This is a genomic window from Leucobacter sp. Ag1 (assembly GCF_000980875.1).
GTDB lineage: Bacteria > Actinomycetota > Actinomycetes > Actinomycetales > Microbacteriaceae > Leucobacter > Leucobacter iarius.
In genome coordinates, this window is the sequence record NZ_LAYO01000107.1 from 40,483 (window position 1) to 58,995 (window position 18,513).

Here is an 18,513-nt window from a genome sequence, read left to right on the forward strand (position 1 = left end):
TCGGGCGCACGAGGGCGGCGTCGCGATCGACGCGGCGCCCAGAAGCAGTCAAGGAGTCGGGCGTGGCACCGAAGCGGACCGAAGATTCGTCGAAGCCGAGCGTTGAGAGCGGAGCGACGGAACCGGTCGTCGGCAAGGGGCGCCCCACGCCGAGCCGCAAGGCCGCGCAGGCCGCGAACGCGCAGCCGCTCGTCGGCAGCCGCGACAAGGCCTCGATGAAGGCCGCGCGTCAGCGCCAGATGGCCGACCGCGATCGCGCGCGCCTCGGCATGATGAACGGCGAGGAGCGCTACCTCACCGCACGCGACCGCGGCCCGCAGCGCCGCTACGTGCGCGATTTCGTCGATGCGCGCTTCAGCATGGGCGAGATCCTCATCCCCCTCATGCTGCTCATGCTGCTCGGCACGTTCCTGCCCGGCATGGCCGGCGTCTACAGCGTCTTCATCGTCTGGGGCTTCGTCGCCCTCGCGGTGCTCGACTCGGTGCTCCTCGGCGTGCGCCTGAACGGCAAGCTCGCGGCGAAGTTCGGCAAGGAGAACGTCCAGAAGGGCTTCCGCTGGTACGCCGCCATGCGCGCGTTCCAGATGCGCTTCCTGCGGATGCCGAAGCCGCAGGTCAAGCGCCGCCAGTACCCGAACTGATCGGGACGACGAAAGAAGGGAGCGGAGGCATCGCCTCCGCTCCCTTTTCTGTGCGTTCCTATGCGTGCTGCCGCCAGCCGGAAGCGGCGAGCCCCCGGTTGATCTCGCGGGCCCAGAACGGACCTTCGTAGATGTAGGCGGTGAAGCCCTGCACGAGGGTCGCGCCGGCGTCCAGCCGCTCGCGCACGTCGGCGGCCGTGGTGATCCCCCCGACCGAGACGACGCAGAGATCGGCGGGCGCTGCCGCGCGGATCCGGTGCAGAACCTCCAGCGAGCGCTCCTTGAGCGGTGCGCCGGACAGGCCGCCCGCGCCCATCGCCTCGACCTCCGACGCCGGGGCGGTGAGCCCCTCGCGCGAGATGGTGGTGTTGGTGGCGATGATGCCGTCGAGGCCCAGCTCCCCCACCAGATCGACGATGCCGTCGATCTGCGGGTCGTCGAGATCGGGGGCGATCTTCACGAGGAGCGGCGTGCCCTGGGCCGCGTCGCGCACCTCGGCGAGCAGCGGACGGAGCATGGAGAGTTCCTGCAGTCCGCGCAGCCCGGGCGTGTTCGGTGAGCTCACGTTGACGGCGAGGTAGTCGGCGACGGGCGCGAGGCGCTGCGCGCTCCACACGTAGTCCTGCACCGCGTCATCGACCTCGGTGACCCGGCTCTTGCCGATGTTCACGCCGATGATCGGGCGGTGCCGCGACAGCCGAGCGCGCTCGATTCGGGCCACCGCGGCCGCGGATCCCCCGTTGTTGAAGCCCATGCGGTTGATGAGCCCGCGGTCGTCGACCAGGCGATGCATGCGCGGCTTCGGGTTGCCGGGCTGCGCGTGCCTGGTCAGGGTGCCGACCTCGACGTGGCCGAAGCCGAAGGCGCCGAGGCCGAGGATGCCCTCGGCGTTCTTGTCGAAGCCCGCGGCGAGCCCGAAGGGGCTCGGGAAGTCGAGGCCGAGCGCGCGGACGCGCAGCGAGGGATCGGGAGCGCAGAGGGCGCGGAGCGCCGCTCCGGCCGCCGGGGCTCCCTTGATGACGCCGAACGCCAGGTGGTGGGCCTGCTCGGGGTCCATGCGGCGCAGCAGCGTGTTGAAGAGCTGGGGGTACAGGCGCATGGTGCGGCTACTCCTGGGGGTTCTGGATCGAAGCGGGCTCGTCGATGCTCGGCATGGACCCCGTGCGCGGGTGCGCCCGCAGCTCGGCGATCGCCGAATCGAAGTCGGAGAGCGATTCGAAGGCCTGGTAGACGCTCGCGAAGCGCAGGTACGCCACCTCGTCGAGCTCGCGGAGGTGTGGCAGGATCGCGAGGCCGATCTCGTTGGCCTCGAACTGCGCGATGCCCGCGGAGCGGACCGATTCCTCGACGCGCTGGGCGAGGATCGCGAGGTCGGCCTCGGTGACCGGGCGGCCTTGGCAGGCCTTGCGGACTCCGCTCATGACCTTCTCGCGGCTGAACGGCTCGACCACGCCGGAGCGCTTGATCACGGTGAGGCTCGCGGTCTCGGTGGTGCTGAACCGGCGGCCGCACTCGGGGCACTGGCGCCGGCGACGGATCGACAGGCCGTCGTCTGAGGTGCGGGAGTCGATGACCCGGGAATCGGGGTGGCGGCAGAACGGGCAGTGCATCAGACGGTCCCCTCGGTCTCGGATTCGAAGCGGGCGGTGACCGCCTCGCCGTGCGCGGGTAGCCCCTCTGCGCCGGCGATGGCGAGCAGCGGCTCGTGCACCTCCGACAGCGCGTCGCGCTCGTAGGAGATGACCTGCTGCGGGCGCAAGAAGGTGTGCGCGCCGAGCCCGGCCGCGAAACGGGCGGTGCCGCCGGTGGGCAGCACGTGGTTCGAACCGGCGAGGTAGTCGCCGAGGCTCACGGGCGTGTGCCCGCCCAGGAAGATGGCACCCGCGTTGGACAGCGAGCCGAGCAGCGCTTCGGGATCGGCGGTCTGCACTTCGAGGTGCTCGGGGCCGTACGCGTCGCTCACGCGCGCCGCCGTGGCGAGGTCGTCGACCAGGATCACCGCGGACTGCGGGCCGCCGAGCGCCTGGCGCACGCGCTCCGCGTGCCGGGTGCGCGCGGCACGGCGCTCGACCTCGGCTCCGACGCGCTCCGCGAGTTCGGGCGAGTCGGTCACGAGCACCGAGGCGGCCGCCTCGTCGTGCTCGGCCTGGCTGATGAGGTCCGCGGCGACGAAGCCCGGCTCGGCGGTGCCGTCGGCGATCACAAGGATCTCGGTCGTTCCGGCCTCGGAGTCGATGCCGACGAGTCCGTTGACCACCCGCTTGGCGGCGGCCACGAAGACGTTGCCCGGACCGGTGACCACGTCGACCGGATCGAGCCCGATGCTCGGCACTCCGTGCGCGAAGGCCGCGATGGCGCCGGCGCCGCCGATGGCGTAGACCTCGGTGACGCCCACGATCGCCGCGGCCCAGAGCACCGCGGGGTGCACGCCTCCCCCGTGCTCCCGCTGCGCGGGCGAGGCGAGCGCGAGGCTCGGCACGCCGGCGGCCTGGGCCGAGACGGCGTTCATGAGCACCGAGGACGGGTACGCGGCCTTGCCGCCGGGCGCGTAGAGCCCCACCCGCGACACCGGCTGCCAGCGCTGCCGGATGACGGCGCCGTCGCCGAAGCGCGTGGTGCGCGGCTCGGGCACCTGGGCGGCCGAGGCGACGTGCAGCCGCTCGGCCAGCAGGCGGAGCGCCTGTTCGATCTCGGGCGGGCAACTCGCGAGCGATGCCGCGATCTCGGCCTCGGGCACCCGGAGCGCGTGCCCCTCGACCCCGTCGAAATCGCGCGCCTGCTCGCGCAGCGCGGCCTCGCCCCGATCGCGGACCGCGTCGACGAGCGGGCGGATCCGCTCGACGGCGATGCCGGTGTCGACGGCGGCCCTGGGGACCAATTGCAGCAGTTCGGCGCGGCTCAGCTCGCGGCCGCGGAGGTCGATCGTGCGCATCATATTGCGCTCAGTCTATCGGCTGCAGCATTCCGAACCACGCGAGCTCCCGGGCACCGGCGACCAGCGCTTCCCGAGCCGCCGACGCATCGACCTCGAGCAGGGTCGCGAGCGCGTCCGCGATCTGCCCGAGCGTGAGCTCGCCGTCGCAGGCGCCCACCGCGGCGGCCAGCAGCGGATCCGCGGCGACCCGGCGCGCGATCGGCCGATCGGTGCGCAGCACGATCGAGCTCGGGGCCTCCTGTCCGGGCACGTGCTCGCGCTCCTCGACCACGGCCCGGTCGAGCAGCCAGTGGGCATCGAGCGCGTCCGCGCTGCGCTTCGCCGCTGCGGCGAGCCCGGCGTCGAAGGCCGATTCGAGCAGCGTTCCGAGTCGCTCCGGCGCGAAGGCTCCGGTGGCCTGCTCCAGGTGGATCAGCGGTGCACCGGCGCGCGATTCCGCGGCGCCGAGGGCCGCGGAGGCCGCGGCTGCGGAGGCCGCGGCTGCGGCGAGCCGGCGGATCCGGATCGCGCCCAGCCCGATGGACACGACGCGCCGGGCGGCGAAATCGCGCAGCCAGGAGGCGACGAGCGCGTCGAACGCGGGGTCGCCGGGCCGGGCGCCGCCGTCGCGCGCCCAGGTCTCGGCGTACTGCACCGGGAGCACGCGATCCCGCTCGATCACCCACGCGGCGAGCGAATCGTCGCCCAGACGGCCCGCGGCGTCCTCGATCCAGCCGCGCACCCGCTCGAGCCCGTTCTCGCCCCACGGCGATTCCCAGTTGGCGAGGCACAGCATCGTGCCCCCGGTCCGCAGGTGCTCGGGCGCCGCAAGCACGACGTCCGCGGCGAGTTCGTCGCCCGTGCGCCCGCCGTCGCGGTACTCGTAGACGGCCGCGCCCGGCTCCCGCGGCGTGATCACGAAGGGCGGGTTCGAGAGGATCAGGTCGAAGCGGTCGCCCGCGACCGGGGCGAACAGATCGCCCCGGCGGAACTCGATCCGATCGGCGAGCCCGTTGAGCCGCGCGTTCGCGCGTGCCAGCGCGAGCGCCCGCTCCGAGATGTCGGTGGCGACGACCGGGCCGCGGAGCGCGAGGTGCAGTGCCACGATGCCGCATCCCGTGCCGAGGTCGAGCGAGCGTTCGACCGGCTGGGCGGGGGCCTGGGAGATGAGGGAGCGCGTGGCTCCCCCGACGCCCATGACGTGATCGCTGCGTGCGGGGCCGCGGCGCAGCTGGTCGTCGAGGTCGGAGAGGATCCACCAGTGCCGGGGATCGTCGGCGATCGCGTCGTTCGCGAGCACGGGGCTCAGCGACAGCGCGATCGAGAGTTCGTCGCCGCTCGGGACGAGCACGCCGAGCGCGCGTGCGCCCGCCGCGCCGAGCTCGGGCAGCGCGGCGTCGATCCGCTCGGGCCGCAGGGGTTCGCCGAGCAGCAGCAGCCGGATCAGGGTGCCGAGCGGGTCCGCGCCCGCTTCGGCCTCGGTTGCGTCGAGCACGGCGGTCGCAGCCGCGAAGACCCCGCGCTGCCGCGCGTCATCGGCGGCGGCACCGAGGCGTTCCCGCACCGCGGGGACGCGGTAGTCGGCGGCGGCGAGGTCGGCGGCGAGCCGGTCGATCAGTTCGGGTTCGAGATGCACCGTTCCAGCGTAGGGCGTGCCCGGAGGTCCCGGGCACGCCCGAAGCTGGAACGGGCGGAGCGGCTCAGTAGGCGACGGTGAACCGGGCCCGGCGGTGCGCCGGCTGCTCGATCTCGTCGGCCACGGCCACGCCGAAGTCGGCGCCGCCGATGGTCGAGCTGCCGTCGGCAGCGACGACGGGGAGGTCGCCGCCCACCCGGTACTCGCCGCGGAACTCGCCGGCGATCCAGGGGCCGAAGTCGCCGGGAGGCGAGATGACGAACCAGTCGAGGCTCTCGGGGGTCCCCCGCAGATCCTCGAGCACACCGGCCATGGTGAGCGCCTCGGGCCGGTACTCGTCGCCGAACTCGGGCGTCTCGGCCGCCATCGGGCCGCCCTCGCGGACCAGCAGGGAACCCGCCCCGCCGACCACGCCGAACCGCACGCCCGCGGCGTCCGCCTCGGCGGCGAACTCGGCGATGGCGGGACGCAGCGCATCGACCATGTCCCCGCGCGGTGACGCCGCGACGACGACCACGTCGGACTCGGCGAGCACGCGCGCGCGGTCGGCCGGGTCGGTGATGGATCCGGTGGTGTAGCGCACGTTCGCGATCTGGTTCGGCGCTTCCTTGCGGGTCACGCTCGTCACCTCGAGCCCGCGCACCGCCGCGGCCTCCACGATGTGGGAGCCCGCGTATCCGCTGCCGCCGATGACTGTCACACGAGTCATGTTCCGTCCTTTCACCGAGTGTTGGGGTCGTTGGCCACAACCGGACTCGGCCGGGGCCTATTCCGACCGTATCCGGCGTTTCTCCGGATCAGGCGAACGCGCGGTCGTTCGCGCCGACGGGCGCCGGGAGCTCCGTCGAGCCGGTCAGGTGCCGGTCGACCGCGGCCGCCGCGGCCCGGCCTTCGGCGATCGCCCAGACGATCAGCGACTGCCCGCGGCCGGCGTCGCCCGCGACGTAGACGCCGGGCAGCTCGGTCGAGAAGTCGGCCGCGCGGGCGAACGCCCCCCGGCGCGCGACGGGCAGCGCGAAGCCGGCGTCGTCGATCGTCTCGGGTCCGGTGAAGCCCATCGCAATGAGCACCAGGTCGGCCTCGAGGAGGTGCTCGGTCCCGGGGATCGGCACACGCCCCTCCTCGGTGAACCCCGTCTCGGCGACCCGCAGGCCCGTCACGCGGCCGGCGTCGTCGCCGACGAACTCGACCGTCGAGGCCAGGTACTTCCGCTCGCCGCCCTCCTCGTGCGAGCTCGACACCTCGAACAGCGTCGGATGCACGGGCCAGGGCTGCGCGTCGGTGCGGCTCTCGGCGGGACGACGCCCGATCGCGAGACTCGTCACCGACGCGGCGTCCTGGCGGTGGGCGGTGCCCACGCAGTCCGCGCCGGTGTCGCCGCCGCCGATCACGATCACGTGCTTGCCGGCCGCGTCGATCGGGGCGCCGGGGAGCCCGCCCATGCGGTTCTGCGCGGTCAGGTACTCCATCGCGTAATGCACGCCAGCGAGGTCGCGGCCGTCGATCGGCAGCGGCCGCGGGATCGTCGATCCCGTAGCGACGACGACCGCGTCGAAGCGGCGCCGCAGCTCGGCCCAGCTCATGTCGCCGCCGATCTCGATCCCGCAGCGGAACCGGGTGCCCTCGGCCCGGAGCTGCTCGACCCGGCGGCTCACCAGCTCCTTCTCGAGCTTGAAGTCGGGGATCCCGAAGCGCAGCAGGCCGCCCGGCTCCTCGTCGCGCTCGTAGACGACCACGGTATGACCCGCGCGGGTGAGCTGCTGGGCCGCGGCGAGGCCGGCGGGACCCGAGCCGACGACCGCGACCGTCTTGCCTGAGAGCCGCTCGGGCGGCTGCGGCTGCACCCAGCCGTTCGCGAACGCCTGGTCGATGATGCTGTTCTCGATCTGCTTGATCGTGACCGCCGGCTGGTTGATGCCGAGCACGCAAGCCGACTCGCACGGCGCCGGGCACGCGCGCCCCGTGAACTCGGGGAAGTTGTTCGTCGCGTGCAGCCGCTCGATCGCCTCGCGCTCGCGACCCCGGTACATCAGGTCGTTCCACTCGGGGATCAGGTTGCCGAGCGGGCAGCCCTGGTGGCAGAACGCGACGCCGCAGTCCATGCAGCGCGAGGCCTGGCGCTGCACCATGCCGGGGTTCGCCGGGTCGACGACCTCCCGCCAGTCCATGAGGCGCAGCGCGACCGGGCGCTTGGGCGCGAGCTCGCGCTCGCGGGTCTTCAGGAATCCGCGCGGGTCAGCCATGGGTCGCCTCCAGAATCTCGTTCCACACCTGTTCGCCGTCGGGATCCGCCCCGGTCGCTCCGGCGCGCTCGCGGATCTCGAGCACGCGCGAGTAGTTCTTCGGGATGATCCGCGTGAAGCGCGCGAACGCGGCCTCGGGATCCGTCTCGATGTCGCCGAGCAGCGTCTCCGCCAGCTCCGATCCGGTCTGTTCGACGTGCCGCCCGAGCAGGCCGACGATCCGTTCGCGCAGCTCCTGCGGGACGGGGGTCAGCAGCAGGTCGCCCGAACCGAGCTCCGCCGCGTTGACGTCGGCCGGGTCGAGGTCGAGCAGCACGGCCTCGCCGCCCGACATGCCGGCGCCGATGTTGCGCCCCGTCGGACCGAGGATCAGCGCGAAACCACCGGTGAAGTACTCGAGCGCGTGATCGCCCGTGCCCTCGACGACCGCGGTCGCGCCGGAGCCGCGCACCATGAACCGCTCCCCCACGACGCCGGCGATCCAGAGCGATCCGCTCGTCGCGCCGTAGCCGATCACGTTGCCCGCGATCACGTTGTCCGCGGCCGGGTGCCCGGCGTTCGGATCGGGGCGGATCGAGATCTCGCCGCCCGAGAGGCCCTTGCCGACGTAGTCGTTGGCGTCGCCCACGAGGCGCAGGGCGATGCCGGTCGGGAGGAAGGCCCCCAGCGACTGGCCCGCGGACCCCGTCAGCGTGACGTCGATCGTCGCGGGGGCGAGCCCCTCCGCGCCGAAGCGGCGCGTCACCTCGTGCCCCAGCATCGTGCCGACCGCGCGGTCGATGTTGCTGATCGGCAGGTCGATGATCACCGGCTCGCGCCGTTCGAGCGCGTCGGTCGAGATCTCGATGAGGCCGGCGTCGAAGTGCTCGGCGAGCTCGTGATCCTGCTCCCGGCCGCTGCGCCGCGGCGCCGACTCGTCGAAGTCCGGGCCCCGCAGGATCGGCGAGAGATCGAGTCCGTCGGCCTTCCAGTGCCGGATCGCATCGTCGACGTCGAGCGCCGCGGTGTCGCCCACCGCTTCGTCGAGCGTGCGGTAGCCGAGCGAGGCCAGGATCTCGCGCACCTCCTCCGCGATGAAGCGGAAGAAGTTGACGACGTGCTCCGCCTGCCCGGTGAAGCGCTCGCGCAGCTCCGGGTTCTGCGTCGCGACGCCGACGGGGCAGGTGTCGAGGTGGCAGACCCGCATCATGATGCAGCCGGACACCACGAGCGGGGCCGTCGCGAAGCCGAACTCCTCGGCGCCGAGCAGCGCCGCGATCACGACGTCGCGGCCCGTCTTCAGCTGCCCGTCCGCCTGCAGCACCACGCGCTCGCGCAGGCCGTTGAGCATGAGGGTCTGCTGCGCCTCGGCGAGGCCGAGCTCCCACGGGGATCCCGCGTGCTTGAGCGAGTTCATGGGGCTCGCGCCCGTGCCGCCGTCGTGCCCCGAGACGAGGATCACGTCGGAGAGCGCCTTCGCGACGCCCGCGGCCACCGGACCGATGCCCGACTGCGCGACGAGCTTCGTCGAGATGCGCGCCGAGGGGTTCGCCCGCTTGAGGTCGAAGATCAGCTGCTTGAGATCCTCGATCGAGTAGATGTCGTGGTGCGGCGGCGGCGAGATGAGGCCGACCCCGGGCGTCGCGTGCCGGGTGCGCGCGATCCAGGGGTACATCTTCGCGGGCGGCAGCTGGCCGCCCTCGCCGGGCTTCGCGCCCTGCGCGAGCTTGATCTGGATCTCGTCGGCGTTCGTGAGGTACATCGAGGTGACCCCGAACCGGCCCGAGGCGACCTGCTTGATCGCACTCCGGCGCTCGGGATCGATGAGCCGTTCGTCGCTCTCGCCGCCCTCGCCCGTGTTCGACTTGCCGCCGAGCCGGTTCATGGCGATCGCCAGCGTCTGGTGCGCCTCGGGCGAGATGGAGCCGTAGCTCATGGCTCCCGTCGCGAAGCGCTTCACGATCTCGCTCACCGGCTCGACCTCGCCGAGCGGGACTGGCGGCCGCTGCGCGGAGAACCGGAACAGACCGCGCAGCGTCATGAGCCGTTCCTGCTGCTCGTTCACCCGCCGCGTGTACTCCGAGAAGATCTCGCGGCGCCCGGTGCGGGTGGCGTGCTGCAGCTTGTAGATCGTCTCGGGGTCGAAGAGGTGCGGTTCCTCGCCGCGCCGCCACCGGTACTCCCCGCCGGTGGCGAGCCGCTGGTGCGCGAGCGTCGCCGCGTCGTCCGGGTAGGCCGAGCGGTGGCGCGCGGCGACCTCCGCAGCGATCACGTCGAGCCCGACCCCGCCGAGTCGCGAGGCGGTCCCGGTGAAGTACCGGTCGACCACGTCCTGCGCGAGCCCGACCGCCTCGAAGGTCTGCGCGCCGCAGTAGGAGGCGACGGTCGAGATGCCCATCTTGCTCATCACCTTGAGCATGCCCTTGCCGAGGCCCTTGATCAGCCGGGCGATCGCCTGCTCCTCGGTCACGCCGCCGATCGAGCCGTCGCGCACGAGCAGGCCGACGGTCTCCATCGCGAGGTACGGGTTCACCGCCGCCGCGCCGTAGCCGATGAGCGCCGCCACGTGGTGCACCTCGCGCACGTCGCCGGCCTCGGCGATGAGCGCGACACGCATGCGCTGCCCCTCCCGGATGAGGTGGTGGTGCACGGCGGAGACCGCCAGCAGCGAGGGCACGGGCGCGAGGTCCTTGTTCGAATCTCGATCCGAGATGACCAGGAACTCGGCGCCGGCGTCGACCGCCGCGCTGGCCTCCCAGCAGAGCGCTTCGAGCCGGTCGGCGAGGCCCTTCGCCCCGAAGTCGACCGGGTAGAGGCCGCGCAGCGCGACCGCGCGCTCGCGCTCGAAGTCCTCGCCGAAGTGCTGGATCCGCGCGAGGGCGTCGTTGTCGATGACCGGGAAGTCGAGGATCACCTGCCGGGCGTGCGCCGCGGACTGGGTGAGCAGGTTCTCCTGCGGCCCCATGCCCGCGCGCAGGCTCGTGATGAGCTCCTCGCGCAGCGCGTCGAGCGGCGGGTTCGTCACCTGCGCGAACTGCTGCACGAAGTAGTCGAAGATGAGCCGCGGCCGCTCGCTCAGCACCGCGATCGGGGTGTCCGTGCCCATCGCCGCGATTGGCTCGATGCCCTCGCGCGCCATGGGAGTGAGCAGCAGCCGCAGCTCCTCGTCGGTGTAGCCGAATGTGCGCTGGCGCCGGGTGATCGAGGCCGGCGGGTGCATCAGGTGCTCGCGCTCGGGCTGGTCCGACAGGCGGATCCGCCCCTCGTCGAGCCACTCGCCCCAGGGCGCGAGACCGGCCAGTTCGTTCTTCACGGTCTCGTCGTCACGGATCTCGCCGGTCGCGAGGTTCACCGCGAGCATGCGGCCGGGCTGCAGGCGCCCGCGCTTGACCACGCGCTCCGGGGCGATGTCGAGCACGCCCGTCTCGCTGGCGATCACCATGGTGCCGTCGCTCGTCACGAGATAGCGTCCCGGCCGCAGGCCGTTGCGGTCGAGCAGCGCCACGAGCTCGGTGCCGTCGGTCGCGATCATGGCGGCGGGTCCGTCCCACGGCTCCATGAGCAGCGAGTGGTACTCGAGGAATTCGACGAGCTCGGGGCTGAGGCCCCGCTCGGATTCCCACGCCTCGGGCACCATCATCGCGAGCGCGTGCGGCAGGCTGCGTCCCGCCATCACCAGGAGTTCGAGCACCTCGTCGAAACTGGCCGAGTCGCTGCCGCCGTCGGAGCAGATGGGCGCGAGCTGCCGCACGTCGCCGAGGCGGTCGCTCTCGAGCTGCGCCTCGCGCGCCCGCATCCAGTTCCGGTTGCCGCGCACCGTGTTGATCTCGCCGTTGTGCGCGACGAGGCGCAGCGGCTGGGCGAGGTGCCAGGACGGGAAGGTGTTCGTCGAGTAGCGCGAGTGCACGATCGCGAAGCGGCTCGCGAAGCGCTCGTCGGACAGCTCCGGGTAGAAGCCGGAGAGCTGCAGGGTGGTGACCATGCCCTTGTAGACGATGGTGCGCGCACTGAGCGAGGGCAGGTAGACGCCCGTCTCGTTCTGGACCCGCTTCCGGGTGCGGAAGGCGCGGCGTTCGAGCTCGTCGGTGTCGATGGGGCGCACCTGGCCGAGCAGCGCGGCTCCCCCGGCCTCGTCGACGCGCGGTGCGAGGATCAGCTGCTCGATCCGCGGAGCCGCCTCGCGCGCGCTCTCGCCGAGCACCTCCGAACGTACCGAGACGGGACGCCAGGCGATCACGTCGAGCGACTCCTCCGCGGCGATCGCCGCGATGCGGTAGCGCACCGCGCGCCGCTCGGTGGAGGACTGCGGCAGGAACGCGAGGCCCGCCGCATAGCGGCCGGGTTCCGGCAGCACCGCTTCGGGGTCGTGCTCGGCCAACTCGGCGCGGATCAGCGCGTCGGGCAGATCGCTCAGGATCCCGGCGCCGTCGCCGGTGCCCGCGTCGGAACCGACCGCGCCGCGGTGCTCGAGGTGCTCGAGCGCCTCGAGCGCCTGCGAGATGACCTCGTGTCCGGGCGCTCCCGTCAGGGCCACGATCGCGGCGAGGCCGCACGCGTCGCGCTCGTCCTCCGGGCGGTAGAGGCCGGTCGCAGCGGGGAATCCGCTCGTCACGGCCGGGTTCGGGGTCGCAGGAGTCGTTCGCATCGACGTCCTCTCGATCATCGGGACGTCGGCGGCCCGCGTGGAGACTCGCTCGACGGGTGCACCGGTCGGCATCATTGCCGTGCCGCCGTGAGCGGAGTGGGAGCTTTGAGAATAGCAGCGACTTCTTCGGCGAATGCAATTCGGCGGCGAACTTTCTGCGCAACACGCGGTCACACTCGAAGCACGACCGTGATTTCTGCGAAAATATATGATCTGGGCCGCAGCTTCGCGAAGCGATGCCCCCCGTCGGCGCGCGAGATCTTCGGTGCGGGAATCCTCCCACGACACGCCGGAAAACGGAACGGCCGCGCGGTCCCGTCATCGACGGGACCGCGCGGCCGTTTCGGTTCGCGCTGCGCGGAGACTACTCGCCGCCGAAGCTCGAGGTGTCGCCGACGAGGCGGGTGTGGTCGGCGGGAACCTGCTCGACCGCGGCGAGGGCGACCTCTGCGGCGAACTCGGCCACATTGTAGAGCTTGCCCGCCTGCTCGCGGCGCTCCTCGATCGCGCCCGGGTTCAGACGGTTGAGGAGGGTGGCCGTGACGGTGCCCTCGATCATGTCGCCGGAGACCACGACGAACTCGATGCCGCGCTCGGCGAGCGCCGGGATCCGCTCGCGCAGCGCGTCCTCGCCGGCGCGCTTCGAGCGGGCGACCGGCTCGTACTCGGGCATGGTCGGCGTGGTGTTGATGAAGTGCGCCTGGTGGCTGGTCACGAACACCACGCGGGATCCCTCGCCCAGCAGCGGCAGCGCGGCGTCGAGCACGCGGAGCTGCGCGTCGCGGTTGAGCTGCAGCGCGTAGTCCTCCGCCATGCCGCTCTCCATGCCGCCCGAGGCGTTGAGCACGAGGATGTCGAGTCCGCCGAACTCCTCGCGCACGGCGACCATGAGCTGATCCACCGACGACGCGTCGGTCAGATCGGCGCCCTGCACGAGCGCGCGGACGCCCAGCTCGCGGAGCTCGCCCGCCAGCTTCTCGGCGCGCGGCGCCTTGTTGCGGAAGTTGATGACGACGTCGGCGCCGGCTTCTGCGAAGTAGCGGACGGTGTCGGCGCCGACGCCCCGCGACGATCCCGTCACCAGGGCTCGGCGTCCGGTGAGGCTCTGCGGTTCGAGTGGCTGTGACACGGGTGCTCCTTGCGTGGGAAACGGGGCGGTGATGAGGTTTCCACTGTAGTCGAAGCCGCCCGCGCGGCCGGGATACGAGCGAATCCGGCGAGACTCTATCGCCGCCAAGGCACGGCATGTACTCTGCAACCGAGGAGACACGATCGACGGGGCCTCGAACAGCCGGGGTCCCCGCACGAGGGGAGGATCCCATGGCCGAGCGCACACTCCGCGGAGCGAGGATCGGTTCGACGAGCCTGCAGGGCGAGGAGGGGATCGAGCTGGCTCCACGCCAGCGGATCGAGTACCTCACCGACAAGGGCACCCGATTCACGGTCATGTTCGACGCGGACGCGGAACCACCCGCGGAATGGGCCGATCAGCGCAGCGGCGAGGTGGGGTTCCTCGACGACGAGGCCGGCCGTGCCGCCCGCGCCGAGTTCGAGGAGAAGGGCTCGTCGCAGCGGACCCACTGGGACATGCTGCTCGAGCGGCGCACGCGCGAGGAGCTCGAGGTGCTGCTCGAGGAGCGGCTCGAACTGCTGCGCTCGCGGCGCGCCGGCGGCGCGTAGCCGCCGCCCGGCAGATCGGGGCCGCTACGCCCCGTCGCGCGCACGGCGACGCGCGAGGATGCTCAGCGCCGAGCCTCCGACGAGGCCGGCCGCGCCCAGCGCGATCCAGGCGCCGCAGATCCAGGCGCCGAAGCGGATCGCGGGCGTCTCGCCGCGCGTGAGCGGCACGTCGGCGACCATCGCATCCGCGGTGAAGGGTTCCAGCCGCGCGAGGTCGCGGCCGTCGGGCGCGACGATCGCGCTGGTGCCCACCGTGGAGATGTTGACGACCGCGCGTCCCGTCTCGATCGCGCGCAGCCGCGCGATCTGCAGCTGCTGCGCGCTCTCGGCGGTACGGCCGAAGTCGGCGTTGTTGGTCTGCGCGAAGATGACCTGCGCGCCGTCGTCGACCATGCGCTCCGCCTGGTCGTCGAAGATGATGTCGAAGCAGATCGCGATCCCCGCGCGGATCCGCTCGGCGGTCTCGCCGACGGGCACCTCGATCGCGGGCGACCGCGTACCCGTCCGGTAGTCGAGCTGCACGAGGTCGACGAGGTCGGGGGCGAGGGCGCGGAAGAACTCCCGGTTCGGCATGTACTCCGCGAAGGGCACGGGGTGCATCTTGTCGTAGCGGACGCCGGCGTCGCCCTCCCCCGTCCACACGAGCGAGCTGTTGGTGTAGCTGCCGTCCGGATCCTGCAGCACCGAGCCGAGCACGATGGGCGCCCCGGCCTCGCGTGCGAGCGCGGCGATCTGCACCTCGGCGAGCGGATTGCGCGGCAGGTTGAACTCGGCGCTGTTCTCGGGCCAGACGATCACGTCGACGCGCTCGCCCTCGGCGCGCAGGCGGTCGACGACCTGCTGGGTGGCGTCCAGGTGGGCGCGCAGCACGTCGCCGGACTCGCGGTCGTCGAAGATCCCGGCCTTCGCGTTCCCCTGCACGGCGACGACGCGCAGCGATCCCGTCCGCTCGACCGGCGCCACGGGCACGACGGCGAGGAGGGCGAGCGCGAGCGCGGTCCCGAGCACGGCGAACGCGGTCGGGATCGCGACGACCCGGGCGCGGGAGACGAGACCCGCGGGCGCAGACTCGCGTTCCGGGGTCTCCGACGCCTCCGCGCTCGCGCGCTTCGCGCCGAGCCGTTCGAACAGCACCGCGACCGGCACCGCGCAGGCCAGCGCGATGACCGCGCTGAGCCCCGAGAATCCGAGCCAGGACACGAGCGAGGCGAGCGGCGTCTCCGCGACGAAGTGCGCGAGGCGCCCCCACGGGAACCCGCCGTACGGCACGAAGCCCTGCAGCTGCTCGCGCAGCGTCCAGAGCCCGGCGACGGCCAGCGCGACGACGGTGATGCGCAGCCAGGGGCGCGCGGGCAGCAGCGCGAGCCCGCGCGTGGCGGCCGCGATCGCGAGGCCCATGAGCAGGTACCAGGCCGCCATCACGACCCCGAGGCCGAGCCACGGCACCGGACCGAGATAGAGGGTGAGCCAGGAGAGCACGGGGAACCAGAACCCGGCCCCCGCTGCGGCACCGGCCAAGGCGGCGACGCCGAGCCGCTGCCGCCAGAGGGATGCGAGCACGAACGCCACGCCGACGAACAGCATCGGCCACCAGGCGAGCTGCGGGGTGGCGAAGCCGAGCAGCCAGCCGCCGAGCGCGGCGAGCGGGATCGCGGCCCAGAAGCGCAGGCGCACCGCGGCGCCCGCGCCGATCATGATCCTCACGACGTGCTCGACGCTTCGACGATGCCGCGCCGGATCCGCTTCTTGCCCTCGCGCGCGAGCGCGCCCAGCTCGGTGAGGCCCGCAGCCGCTCCGGCTTCCGATTCGGCGGCCTGCGCCACCTGATCGAGCAGGTCGATGGTCTGCTTCGCCCAGCGCACGAAGTCGCCCGCGCTCATCATCCCGTCTTCCAGGATGCGGGTGAGGGACTGCCCGTTCGCCCAGGCGAACATCGACCAGGCGAGGCCGGCGTGCGGCTGCGCGGTGCGCGGAAGCCGGTTGCGCTCGGCGAGCTCGTCCAGCTCCTCCCAGAGCTGGATCGTGCGCTCGAACGCGCCGCGGAACGCTCCGGAGGGCAGGCGCCCCTCGGGCTCGTCGTCGCGCCGGGGCTCATAGCTCAGCGCGCAGCACATCGCCACGACGCCCGAGGCGTCGAGACCGCGCCAGGCATCGCGTCGCAGGCACTCGGCGACGAGCAGGTCCCGGTCGCCGTAGATCCGGCACAGGATCGTGCCCCAGTCGGTCACGACCAGATCGTCGCTCTGCGCGGATTCCGGCGCCAGGTACTCGAGCTCGGCGAGCATGTCGACCACGCGGTCGAAGGTGCGGGCGATCGTGCCCGTCCGCGCGGTGATGCGGCGGCGGCCCCGCTCGATCTCACGGCGCAGCTTGCGGGCGCGTTCTTCCCAGCGGACGCGATCCTTGCCGTGGGCTCGCTTCGCGGCGGCGTCGTAGCCGGCGAGCGAATCCTGCTCGGCGCGGAGCTCGCGCGCGTCGTCGACCACGGCGCGGTCGGCCTGGAACTGGGCGAACGAGAGCTCGAGCGTCTCGCGCGCCCGCTCGAAGCTCATGCGCTGCAGCAGGTTCACGGCCATGTTCGGCGTCGGACGGAAGCTCGACTTCACCGGGAACGATCGCGTCGATGCCAGGTGCGCGACCGCTTCGAGGTCGGTGCCGTCGTTCCAGACGACGACCGCGTGCCCCTCGACGTCGATGCCGCGGCGGCCGGCGCGGCCGGTCAGCTGCGTGTACTCCCCCGAGGTCAGCGGCACGCGCTGCTCGCCGTTGTACTTGTCGAGCCGCTCGATCACGACCGAGCGGGCCGGCATGTTGATGCCGAGCGCGAGCGTCTCCGTCGCGAACACGAGCTTGACGAGGCGGGATTGGAACAGCTTCTCGACGATCGATTTGAAGACGGGGAGCAGGCCGGCGTGGTGCGCCGCGACCCCGCGCTCAAGCGCGGAGCGCCACTCGCTGACGCCGAGCACGCGGAGGTCTTCGGGATCGAGCCCGTCGAGTTCGCGATCCACGATGCGCCGGATCTCGTCGCGCTCCTCGCGCGTCGTGAGCCGGATGCCCTCGAACAGGCACTGCCGGACCGCCTGGTCGCAGCCGTTGCGGCTGAAGATGAAGACGATGCCGGGCAGCAGTCCCGTCTCGTCGAGCGCGCGGGCGATGTCGCCGCGCGAGATCCGGGGCGAGCGCCGCTGCGGCGGTCGGCCTCGGCTCCGCTCGCGTCCGCGGCCGCCCGGGCGGCCGCCGTCGAGCCGCAGCAGCTCGGGGTTGAGCCGGCCGCGCGCGGCGAGCTCACCGTCGCGATCGACGAGCAGCGGCATGAGCGCCCGGGTCGTGAGGACGTGCTGGTAGAGCGGCACCGGGCGGTGCTCCGAGAGGATCACGTCCGTGTCGCCCCGCACGGCGTGCATCCAGTCGCCGAACTCCTCGGCGTTGGACACCGTCGCGGAGAGCGAGACCAGGCGCACGTGCCGCGGCAGGTGCAGGATGATCTCCTCCCAGACCGCGCCGCGGAAGCGATCGCCGAGGTAGTGCACCTCGTCGAGCACGACGAAGGCGAGCTCCGTCAGCGCCGCCGACTCGGCGTAGATCATGTTGCGCAGCACCTCGGTCGTCATGACCACGATGGGCGCATCGCCGCGCAGGTTCACGTCGCCCGTCAGCAGGCCGACCTGATCCTCGCCGTAGGCGTCGCAGAGCTCGCGGAACTTCTGGTTCGAGAGCGCCTTGATGGGGGCGGTGTAGAAGATGCGCGCGTCGCGCTCCCGCCGGGCGAGGGCGACGGCGAACTCGGCGACGGTGGTCTTGCCCGAGCCCGTCGGCGCCGCGACGAGCACGCTGCGGCCCGATTCGAGCCGCTCGCACGCGGTGCGCTGGAAGCCGTCGAGGGGGAAGCCGAGCGACGCGGCGAACGCGTCGAGCGCGGGTAACGATTCGGGCTGCGCCGGCGTCTCCGCGCTCGGGATCGATTCGCTCACGCGGTTCCGCCGTTCGGTTCGTCGAGGCCGTATTCGGCGAACTCCGCGGCGCGCCGCTTGTCGACGCGCCGGTCGTGGAGCACGGCGATGAGCGCAGCACCCATGTAGAGGACGATCATCGGAATCGCGAGCAGGAACATGCTCATCACATCGGCGGCGGGCGTCGCGAGTGCCGTGAAGATCAGGATGCAGAGGATCGCGACCCGCCAGCTCTTGATGATCGATCGCCCGCGCAGCACGCCGATGAAGTTGAGGAGCACGAGGAAGACCGGGAGCACGAAGCCGACGCCGATGGCGAGCATGAGCTTGATCACGAAGTCGAGGTACTTGCGCGGGTCCATGAACTGCGCGTCCTCGGGCGGCGCGAAGCTCGTGAGCAGGTGCACGATGTTCGGGAAGATGTACCAACCGGCAAGCGCTCCCAGCAGGAAGAGCGGGACCGCGGTGCCGATGAACGCGACGCCCCAGCGACGCTCCTTCCCGGTGAGGCCCGGGGCGAGGAACGCCCAGATCTGGTAGAGCCAGACCGGCGAGGAGATGATGATCGCGATGAAGAAGGCGATCTGCAGCTTCAGGTCGAACGCACCCGAGACGTCCTGGTAGGCGAGCTGGGCATTGCGCCCCTCGCGAGCGATCCGCTCGATCGGGCCTCGCAGCATGTCCCAGACGTAGTCGGAGAGGAACCAGCCCACGACCATGCCGAGCACGATCGCGATACCGGCGATCATGAGCCGCTTGCGGAACTCGACGAGGTGGTCGCCGAGGCTCATACGCCCCTCGGGATTGCGTTTGCGGCGGGTC

General features: G+C 72.1%; 13 protein-coding genes. 2 read left to right on the forward strand and 11 right to left on the reverse strand.

Annotated elements, in window-relative coordinates; translation table 11 throughout:
- Positions 1-62: 62 nt before the first annotated feature.
- Positions 63-641: a DUF3043 domain-containing protein gene (locus XM48_RS13455; RefSeq protein WP_046456351.1), complete on the forward strand. Its 579-nt coding sequence runs from the start codon at positions 63-65 to the stop codon at positions 639-641.
- Between the two features lie 58 nt (positions 642-699).
- Here XM48_RS13455 and XM48_RS13460 read toward each other — a convergent pair whose 3' ends face one another.
- From XM48_RS13460 to XM48_RS13495, 8 genes are all read right to left on the reverse strand, one after another.
- Complete coding sequence (locus XM48_RS13460) at positions 700-1,734, reverse strand: quinone-dependent dihydroorotate dehydrogenase (protein WP_046456407.1); 1,035 nt, start codon at positions 1,732-1,734, stop codon at positions 700-702.
- Between the two features lie 13 nt (positions 1,735-1,747).
- Entirely contained in the window at positions 1,748-2,251 is a 504-nt protein-coding gene (nrdR, locus tag XM48_RS13465; RefSeq protein WP_046456352.1) for a transcriptional regulator NrdR, read from the reverse strand.
- Positions 2,251-3,573: a histidinol dehydrogenase gene (gene hisD / locus XM48_RS13470; protein WP_197074215.1), complete on the reverse strand. Its 1,323-nt coding sequence runs from the start codon at positions 3,571-3,573 to the stop codon at positions 2,251-2,253. Before hisD ends, nrdR begins: the two co-directional genes overlap by 1 nt.
- Positions 3,574-3,583: 10 nt before the next feature.
- Complete coding sequence (locus XM48_RS13475; RefSeq protein ID WP_046456354.1) at positions 3,584-5,191, reverse strand: methyltransferase; 1,608 nt, start codon at positions 5,189-5,191, stop codon at positions 3,584-3,586.
- Between the two features lie 64 nt (positions 5,192-5,255).
- Entirely contained in the window at positions 5,256-5,900 is a 645-nt protein-coding gene (locus XM48_RS13480; protein ID WP_046456355.1) for an NAD(P)-dependent oxidoreductase, read from the reverse strand.
- 88 nt (positions 5,901-5,988) lie between these two features.
- Positions 5,989-7,434, reverse strand: a complete 1,446-nt coding sequence (locus tag XM48_RS13485) for a glutamate synthase subunit beta (protein ID WP_046456356.1) — start codon at positions 7,432-7,434, stop codon at positions 5,989-5,991.
- Complete coding sequence (gltB, locus tag XM48_RS13490) at positions 7,427-12,058, reverse strand: glutamate synthase large subunit (RefSeq protein ID WP_046456408.1); 4,632 nt, start codon at positions 12,056-12,058, stop codon at positions 7,427-7,429. The genes XM48_RS13485 and gltB overlap by 8 nt, the downstream gene beginning before the upstream one ends.
- A gap of 364 nt (positions 12,059-12,422) precedes the next feature.
- Positions 12,423-13,187: an SDR family oxidoreductase gene (locus XM48_RS13495; RefSeq protein WP_046456357.1), complete on the reverse strand. Its 765-nt coding sequence runs from the start codon at positions 13,185-13,187 to the stop codon at positions 12,423-12,425.
- Between the two features lie 191 nt (positions 13,188-13,378).
- Between XM48_RS13495 and XM48_RS13500 the strand changes: the two genes are divergently transcribed.
- Entirely contained in the window at positions 13,379-13,738 is a 360-nt protein-coding gene (locus XM48_RS13500) for an RNA polymerase-binding protein RbpA (RefSeq protein WP_046456358.1), read from the forward strand.
- A gap of 24 nt (positions 13,739-13,762) precedes the next feature.
- On the opposite strand, the gene lnt is transcribed toward XM48_RS13500, so the two are convergent.
- The 3 genes from lnt to tatC are packed head-to-tail and all read right to left on the reverse strand — an operon-like array spanning position 13,763 to position 18,482.
- Positions 13,763-15,433, reverse strand: coding sequence for an apolipoprotein N-acyltransferase (gene lnt, locus XM48_RS13505; protein ID WP_046456359.1), 1,671 nt, complete (start codon positions 15,431-15,433; stop codon positions 13,763-13,765).
- Positions 15,434-15,438: 5 nt separating this feature from the next.
- Positions 15,439-17,712, reverse strand: coding sequence for an RNA helicase (locus XM48_RS13510; RefSeq protein WP_046456360.1), 2,274 nt, complete (start codon positions 17,710-17,712; stop codon positions 15,439-15,441).
- Positions 17,709-18,482, reverse strand: coding sequence for a Sec-independent protein translocase TatC (tatC, locus tag XM48_RS13515; protein WP_046456361.1), 774 nt, complete (start codon positions 18,480-18,482; stop codon positions 17,709-17,711). The genes XM48_RS13510 and tatC overlap by 4 nt, the downstream gene beginning before the upstream one ends.
- Between the last annotated feature and the right edge of the window lie 31 nt (positions 18,483-18,513).